Source organism: Nocardiopsis sp. JB363 (assembly GCF_900143625.1).
Lineage (GTDB): Bacteria > Actinomycetota > Actinomycetes > Streptosporangiales > Streptosporangiaceae > Nocardiopsis.
In genome coordinates this window covers 20,755-28,328 of sequence record NZ_FRFF01000007.1, presented here as the reverse complement: position 1 = coordinate 28,328, position 7,574 = coordinate 20,755, and the positions used below count along the sequence as shown (strand labels likewise).

Genomic DNA, 7,574 nt, shown 5'->3' with positions numbered 1-7,574 from the left:
ACAGGCTCGAAGGGGCGGGGGAGGATTCCAGAGACTTCCCGCCACTCTTAATTTATAGCGCACCCCCGGGCTTGCGGCAAGACCCCGGTGATGGTTCACAATCGTCGCTTGTGAGCACTACGCATGATCGGGGAGACGACGTGAACACCCAGGCCACCAGCGCCTTCGACCTTTCCGGACACCTCGTTTCGAAGGCCGCCCCGCAGCTGATCGCCGACGACGAACGGCACTTCGCCGCCATCGCCCACAGCCTCGAAAGCAGCATCGCCGATCTGAACGAACGCCTCGACGTTCAACGCCGATCCTCGGGCGGCAACATCCGGGAGACGGCCGAACGCGACATGGAGATCCATCGCCTGTCTTCCCGGTTGCGCGCCCTGCGCCGCTTCGGGCTGGATCTGTGCCTGGGCCGCTTCGTCCGTGAGGGCGATCCCGAGCCCGTGTACATCGGCAGGCTGGGCCTCTCCGACTCGGAGGGCGACCGCCTGCTCATCGACTGGCGCTCGCCCGCCGCCGAACCGTTCTTCGCGGCCACCCACGCCGATCCGATGGGTCTGGTCAGCCGCCGCCGGTACCGGTGGAACCTCGGCCGGATCAGCGATTACTGGGACGAGGTGTTCACCGAGGAGGGGTTCGAGGGCCACGCCGCCCTCGACGACCAGTCCGCCTTCATCGCCAGCCTGGGCGCCAACCGCTCCGACCGGATGCGCGACGTGCTCGGCACCATCCAGTCCGACCAGAACGCCATCATCCGCGCGGGCGCCTCCGGGGCCCTGGTCGTCGACGGGGGACCGGGCACCGGTAAGACCGTGGTCGCCCTGCACCGGACCGCCCACCTGCTCTACGCCGACTCCCGCCTGGGTCACCGGCGCGGCGGGGTGCTGTTCATCGGCCCCCACCAGCCCTATCTGGCCTATGTCGCCGAGGTCCTGCCGAGCCTGGGCGAGGAGGGCGTGCAGACCTGCACCGTGCGCGACCTCGTTCCCGAGGGCGCCACGGCGAAGGACGAGACCGACCCGGAGGTCGCTCGTCTGAAGGAGTCCGCGCGCCTGGTGGAGGCGATCGAGTCGGCCGTGCGGTTCTACGAGAAGCCGCCCACCAAGGGCATGACCTTGTCGACCCCCTGGTTCGACCTGCGGTTGCGCGCCGCCGACTGGAAGGAGGCGTTCGACGCGGTGGACCCGGGAACCCCGCACAACGAGGCGCGTGAACGCATCCTGGAGGAACTGGTCGCGATCCTGGACGACCAGCACGACGACGAGGACGTCACCGCGCGAATGCTGCACTCCTGGCTGCTGCGCGACCGGGAGTTGATCGGCACCCTGTACCGGTCCTGGCCGTTGCTGGAACCCACCGACCTGGTGGGCGACCTGTGGTCGGTTCCGGCGTACCTGCGCCTGTGCGCGCCCTGGTTGGAGCCCGACGAGATCCGCGCGTTGCGGCGCGAGGAGACCCAGGACTGGACGGTGTCGGACCTGCCGTTGCTGGACGCGGCCCGGCGGCGACTCGGCGACCCGCGTGCCTCCGAGCACAAGCGTCACCACGAGGCCGCCGCCGAGACCGAACGCGACCGGGTGTCCATGGTCATCGACGACCTGATGGACGCGGACGACGACGGGGAGGGGTTGGTGACGATGCTGCACCACGCCGACCTGCGCGAGAACCTGGTCGACGAGTCGGCCCTGCCCCGCGGCGACGCGGACCTGCTCGCCGGCCCGTTCGCGCACATCGTCGTGGACGAGGCCCAGGAGTTGACCGACGCGGAGTGGCAGATGCTGCTGCAACGCTGCCCCTCCCGCAGCTTCACCATCGTGGGGGACCGCGCCCAGGCCCGGCACGGGTTCACCGAGCCCTGGCGCGAACGGTTGGAGCGGGTCGGTTTCGGCCGGATCGAGATGGCGGCGCTGAGCGTCAACTACCGGACCCCGACCCAGGTGATGGCGGCGGCCGAACCCATCATCAGGGCCGTGCTGCCGGACGCCAACGTGCCGACGTCCATTCGCGAGGGCGCCCCGGTGGAGTACGGCCGGGCCGAGGAACTGGAGTCGATCGTGGACGCCTGGGCGGCGGAGAACGCCGAGGGCATCGCCTGTGTCATCGGCGCGCCCGCCTTCCGGGCCGGGCCGCGCGTACGGTCGCTGACCCCGGCCCTGGCCAAGGGGCTGGAGTTCGACCTGGTCGTGCTCGTCGACCCGCAGGACTTCGGGGAGGGCATCGAGGGTTCGGTGGACCGCTACGTCGCCATGACCCGGGCGACCGATCGACTCGTCATCCTCACCGGCGCCTGACACACCCGTGGGCGGGATCTCCGGAAAAGGCATTGTCGTGCACCGGGGGTCCCGCGTTACCCTGGAGACATGATTCAGTCCGTTCTCTACCTGTAACGGCGTCGTCGGCCGCCCAACGTCGCGGCCTTGACGACCTGACCCCATCGAGGGTCGCCGTTTTCGGCATGCCCATATCGGCGTGCCCGCTGTAGAGGACGTACATGCCCACCGCTCTTCGCGCGCGCTCACGCGCGCAACTCGTCGTGTCCGGGGTCAGTGTCACCCTGGGCACCCAACGAGTGCTCTTCGACACCGACCTCACCGTCACCCCCACCTCTCGCGTCGCGATCGTGGGGGAGAACGGTCGAGGCAAGACCACGCTCCTGCACGTACTGGCGGGCACCCTCGTACCGGACGAGGGCACCGTGAGTCTGGTCGGGACGCTCGGCCTGGCCGAACAGGAGATGTCCACCGCCGATCGACGAACGGTCGGCGAGGTCGTCGCGGACGCCGTCGCCGACTCCTTGGCCGCGCTCGCCGAACTCGACACCGCGGGGCTCGCCTTGGGCGAGAACACCGACGGGGCCGAGGAACGGTACGCCCGAGCCCTGGAACGCGCCGAGGCGTTGGACGCCTGGGACGCCGAACGCCGGATCGACATCGCCCTGGACGCGCTGGGCGCCGAGTCGGACCGGTCCCGCCGACTCACCGAACTGTCGGTCGGACAGCGCTACCGGGTCCGCCTGGCCTGCCTGCTGGGCGCCGAGGACGACTTCCTCCTGCTCGACGAACCCACCAACCACCTGGACCGCACGGGTCTGGACTTCCTCACCGAACGCCTGCGTCGGCGCTCGGGAGGAGTGGTGGTGATCAGCCACGACCGGGCGTTGCTGTCCGACGTGGCGCACACCGTGGTGGACCTGGACCCCACCGACGACGGCCGCCCCCGTGTCCACGGTGGCGGGTACGCCGGCTACCGTCGGGGTCGCCGCGCCGAACGGGAACGCTGGGAGCAGGAGTACGCCCACCAACAGGAGGAGAGGTCGCGTCTGCGGGACCTGCTGAGTTCGGCGCAGAACCGGCTGGTGTCGGGGTGGCGCCCGGACAAGGGCACCGGCAAGCACCAGCGCGCCACCCGAGCGGGCGGACTGGTCAAGAACGTGCACCGCCGCCAGGCCGACCTGGACACGCACGAGGTCACGATGCCCGAACCACCGCAGCGGTTCCGGTTCCCCGACCTGCCCACACGGTCCGGCACGAGCCTGTTGGTGGCCGAGGGGGTCACCGTGGCCGATCGGCTCACCACCTCCGCGTCGTTCACCCTGCGCGGCGGGTCGCGGCTGGTGGTCACCGGCCCCAACGGGGCCGGCAAGTCCACGCTGCTCTCGGTGCTCGCCGGTGAGCTGGAACCCACCACCGGCCGGGTGTACGGGGCGGGCGACGCCCGGATCGTGCTCTTGCGTCAGGAGTCCGAGCTGCCGCTGGACCGCCGGGCCGCCGACGTGTACGCCGACGCGGGAGGTTCCGTGGGGCTGTCCTCGCTCGGGTTGTTGCGCCCACGGGAGACGGGCAAGCGGGTCGGTGAACTGTCCATGGGTCAGCGTCGCCGGCTGGATCTGGCGCTCGCGCTGGCCCACCGGCCCCACGTGCTGTTGTTGGACGAGCCCACCAACCACCTGTCGATCGCGCTGGTGGACGAGCTCACCGAGGCCCTCGAAGCCACCGAGGCCGCCGTGGTGCTGTCCACCCATGACCGGCAGCTGCTGCGCGACGTCGGGGCCTGGCCGCACCTGGACCTGTCCGCCTACGCCCGGGTCTGAGCCCCGGACACGACGAAGGGCGGTGGCCTTCGCATCGGCCACCGCCCCTTCGTGGGTGTGGGACTACTCGGCGGGCGCGGAACGGCGGACCAGGAAGGTCGCGAAGAACGCCAGGGTGGTGATGGTGGCACCCAGCATGAACGCGACGTGGATGCCGCCGGCCTCGGCGACGACGGTACTGGCGCCGCCCTCGATCTGGCTCGCGGCCACCGCGGTCATCACCGCGATGAACGCGGCGGTGCCCGCCGCACCGGCGACCTGCTGCACGGTACCGACCACGGCGCTGCCGTAGGAGTACAGACGCTTGGGCAGGGAACCCAGCGCACCGGTCAGCAACGGGGTGAACATGAAGCCCAGACCGATGCTCAGGAACACGTGCGCGGTCACGATGGACGTGATCGTGGTCTCGGTGTCGAAGGTGGTCATGGACCACATCACCAGGGTGACCACGGCCGCGCCCGGTGTGACCAGCGGACGGGGCCCGAACCGGTCGTAGAGGCGACCGACGATCGGGGCCAGCAGACCCATCACCAGACCGCCGGGCAGCATCGCCATACCGGTGGCCAGGGTGTCGTGGCCGAGCACGTTCTGCATGTAGACGGGCAGCAGGATGATGACGCCGAACAGCGCCATGAAGCTGGCCAGCACCAGGCTGATCGAGATGGTGAACTGGCGGGATTCGAAGACCCGCAGGTCCAGCAGGGCCCGGTCCTCACGCTGCAGCCGGAGCTGTCGCCACACGAACAACGCCAGGGTCACGATGCCCACGACGATGGCCAGGGACGGGGGCACACCGGCTCCGGAGTCGGAGGGGTTGCCCAGGCTGGAGAAGCCGTAGACCAGACCACCGAACGCGAAGGCCGACAGCATGATCGACAGCACGTCGACGCGGGCGGTGGTCGGCTCGGTGATGTTGCGGATGAAGACCGCGCCCAGGGTCAGACCCACCAGCGCGATCGGCAGGACCAGGCCGAACATCCAACGCCAGTCCAGCACGTTGAGGATGAGTCCGGACAGGGTCGGGCCGACGGCGGGCGCCACCGCCATGACGATGGAGATGTTGCCCATCACGCGACCGCGACGGTCGTTCGGGACCATGTTGAGCACGGTCGTCATGAGCAGCGGCATCATGATCGCGGTTCCGGAGGCCTGCACGATCCGGCCCATCAGCAGGATCGTGAAGTTGGGCGCCAGGAAACAGATCAGGGTGCCCAGGCTGAACAGGGTCATCGCCGTGATGAAGACCTGTCTGAGGTGGAACCGCTGCAGCAGGAAACCGGTGATGGGAATGACCACGGCCATCACGAGCATGAAGGCGGAGGTCAGCCATTGTCCGGTGGAGACGGTGATCCCCAGGTCGCGGCTGAGGGCGGGCAGGGCCACACCCATGATCGTCTCGTTCAGGATGACGACGAACGCCGAGACCAGGAGGAGCGGAATGACGAGCCGGGTGGCGCGCTGGTCGACGCCCTCGTCGGTGGTGGTGGGTGGGGTGTGCCTGGTCACGTACTTCCTTGGGCGCTCATGGATGGGCTGGATGTCCGGGGGATCGCGGGGGAGGAGCGGGCTCGCTTCGATGACCGTTTCGTCCCCGACGCAGAGTGAACCCCGCCGAACAGGGCAGTATTCCGCGCCGGGGCGGATGCGCAAAGTGGTTTTTCGAAGCGATGAGTCCGCTTTGCCCATTCTAGATGACGGAACGTCCCGTCTCGCCTGATTTACCAGCTGCGGCGCCGGGTCCACAGGTGGGCCACGCCGACCAACGCCACCGCCCACGCCGTCAGCACGGCCAGGGCCGCCACCGGGTGGAGGGTGTTCGCCTCCGCTCCGAACCCGGCGACCGCGTGCACCGCCTCACCCGGCAGGTAACGCAGCACCCCGTCCAGGGAGTCACCCGGCACCCAACCGAGGACCGTCGGCAGGACGAACAACCCCAATGTCCCCACCACACCACCGGGCAGCGAACGGGCCACCGTGGTGCAGGCCAACGTCACCGCGCCATAGAACGGAACCATCACCACGCTGCCGAGCACGGTGCGCGTCACCCCCTCCGCGGTGAACGCGACGGTCGCCCCGTCGGAGAGCGCGCTCACCAGTTGCCCGGCCCCGAAGGCGCTCAGCCCGGCCACCAAGCCGCACAACAGCCCGCCCACGGCCACCACCAGCGCCGAGGCCGCCAAACGCCTCCCTCGCCGGGGCACGGCCAACAGCGCGATCCGGTTCAGGCCCGTGGCCTGTTCGCCCGCCACCAGTGAGGCGACCAGAACGATCACCACGAACGTCGCGGCGTCCACACCCAACATGGAAGTGCTCACCACGTCCAACGCCGGCGTCAGCGACACCGGGATCCCGGTCGTGGTCTCGGCGGTGAGCAGGAACAACGCGGCCACACCCGCGCCGGCCAGGGCGCACACCAACGGAGCCAGACGTGCCTGGCGCAGCGTGGTCGTTCGGGACCACTCGGCCGCCAGGGCCGCCCCGAACCCGGGCCTTCCTCGTTGGTCAAGCATGGTCGATCCCTTCCCTGGTGATCTCGCCCTCGCTGTTCAGCGCGAGGAAGGCCTCTTCCAACCCGGTGCGCAACGGGGTGAGTTCGTGCAGTTCCACGCCCTCCCGCGCGGCCAACGCGCCCAGCGCCGGGGCGTCCAGCCCCACCACCTCCACCGCGTCCGCGCCGCCCCGACGCACCGCAGCGTGCCCGGCCACCAGGTGGGCCAACCTGTCCACCTGGGGGGAGACCACGCGCACGCGCGCGGCGCCGGAACCGCGGGAGAGCTCCTCGGCGGACAGGTCGGCGATCAACCGCCCCCGTCGCAGCACCAGCACGTGATCGGCGGTGGCCTCCATCTCGCCCATCAGGTGGCTGGAGACGAACACGGTGCGCCCCTGGGCGGCCAGGTCGCGCAACAGGGCGCGTACCCAGGCGATGCCCTCCGGGTCCAACCCGTTGAGCGGCTCGTCCAGGACCAGCACCGACGGATCGCCCAGCAACATCGCCGCGATCCCCAACCGCTGGCGCATGCCCAACGAGAAGGAACCCACGCGCCGGGCCGCCACCTCGCCCAGGCCCACCTGGTCGATCAGGTCGTCGGCGCGGGACAGGGGGATCCGCCCGGCCCGGCAGAGCCACCGCAGGTGGTCACGGGCGGAGCGGCCGGGGCGCGGGGCCTGCGGGTCGAGCAGGGCGCCCACCGTGCGCAGCGGGTCGGGCAGGTCCCGGTAGGCCAGGCCATCGATCCGGGCGTGGCCCGAGGTGGGTTCCTCCAGGCCCAGGAGCATGCGCATCGTCGTGGTCTTGCCCGCCCCGTTGGCCCCCAGGAAACCGGTGACCCGTCCGGGGCGGACGGTGAAGTCGAGATGGTCGACGACGGTGGTGTCGCCGTAGGTCCTGGTGAGCGAGTCGGCCTCGATCACCGGAGTCGTCGTTGTCATACCTCCACGTTGACCGGGCGGGGCGGATCCGGTCTCGTTCGTTTGTCATGGGTGG

The 7,574-nt window shown here is 70.0% G+C and carries 5 protein-coding genes; 2 read left to right on the top strand and 3 right to left on the bottom strand.

Translation table 11 applies throughout. The features are described from left to right. The first annotated feature begins 140 nt into the window (after positions 1-140). Together helR and BQ8420_RS02185 are read left to right on the top strand one after the other, a co-directional pair. On the top strand, positions 141-2,288 hold the full coding sequence (helR, locus tag BQ8420_RS02190) for an RNA polymerase recycling motor ATPase HelR (RefSeq protein ID WP_087096104.1): 2,148 nt from the start codon (positions 141-143) through the stop codon (positions 2,286-2,288). A 200-nt stretch (positions 2,289-2,488) separates the two neighbouring features. Beyond that, complete coding sequence (locus BQ8420_RS02185) at positions 2,489-4,087, top strand: ABC-F family ATP-binding cassette domain-containing protein (protein ID WP_087096103.1); 1,599 nt, start codon at positions 2,489-2,491, stop codon at positions 4,085-4,087. A 63-nt stretch (positions 4,088-4,150) separates the two neighbouring features. Here BQ8420_RS02185 and BQ8420_RS02180 read toward each other — a convergent pair whose 3' ends face one another. From BQ8420_RS02180 to BQ8420_RS02170, 3 genes are all read right to left on the bottom strand, one after another. Further along, positions 4,151-5,593, bottom strand: coding sequence for an MDR family MFS transporter (locus BQ8420_RS02180; RefSeq protein ID WP_087096102.1), 1,443 nt, complete (start codon positions 5,591-5,593; stop codon positions 4,151-4,153). A 212-nt stretch (positions 5,594-5,805) separates the two neighbouring features. Continuing rightward, positions 5,806-6,597 (bottom strand): hypothetical protein, encoded by a 792-nt coding sequence (locus tag BQ8420_RS02175; protein WP_087096101.1) that lies wholly within the window; start codon positions 6,595-6,597, stop codon positions 5,806-5,808. Beyond that, on the bottom strand, positions 6,590-7,519 hold the full coding sequence (locus tag BQ8420_RS02170) for an ATP-binding cassette domain-containing protein (RefSeq protein ID WP_200815755.1): 930 nt from the start codon (positions 7,517-7,519) through the stop codon (positions 6,590-6,592). The genes BQ8420_RS02175 and BQ8420_RS02170 overlap by 8 nt, the downstream gene beginning before the upstream one ends. Positions 7,520-7,574 lie beyond the last annotated feature (55 nt).

Bases quoted from the DNA above. Each gene is read 5' to 3' on its own strand.
- BQ8420_RS02185 (WP_087096103.1), top strand. From the start codon at position 2,489: ATGCCCACCGCTCTTCGCGCGCGCTCACGCGCGCAACTCGTCGTGTCC.
- BQ8420_RS02175 (WP_087096101.1), bottom strand. From the start codon at position 6,597: ATGCTTGACCAACGAGGAAGGCCCGGGTTCGGGGCGGCCCTGGCGGCC.
- BQ8420_RS02170 (WP_200815755.1), bottom strand. From the start codon at position 7,519: ATGACAACGACGACTCCGGTGATCGAGGCCGACTCGCTCACCAGGACC.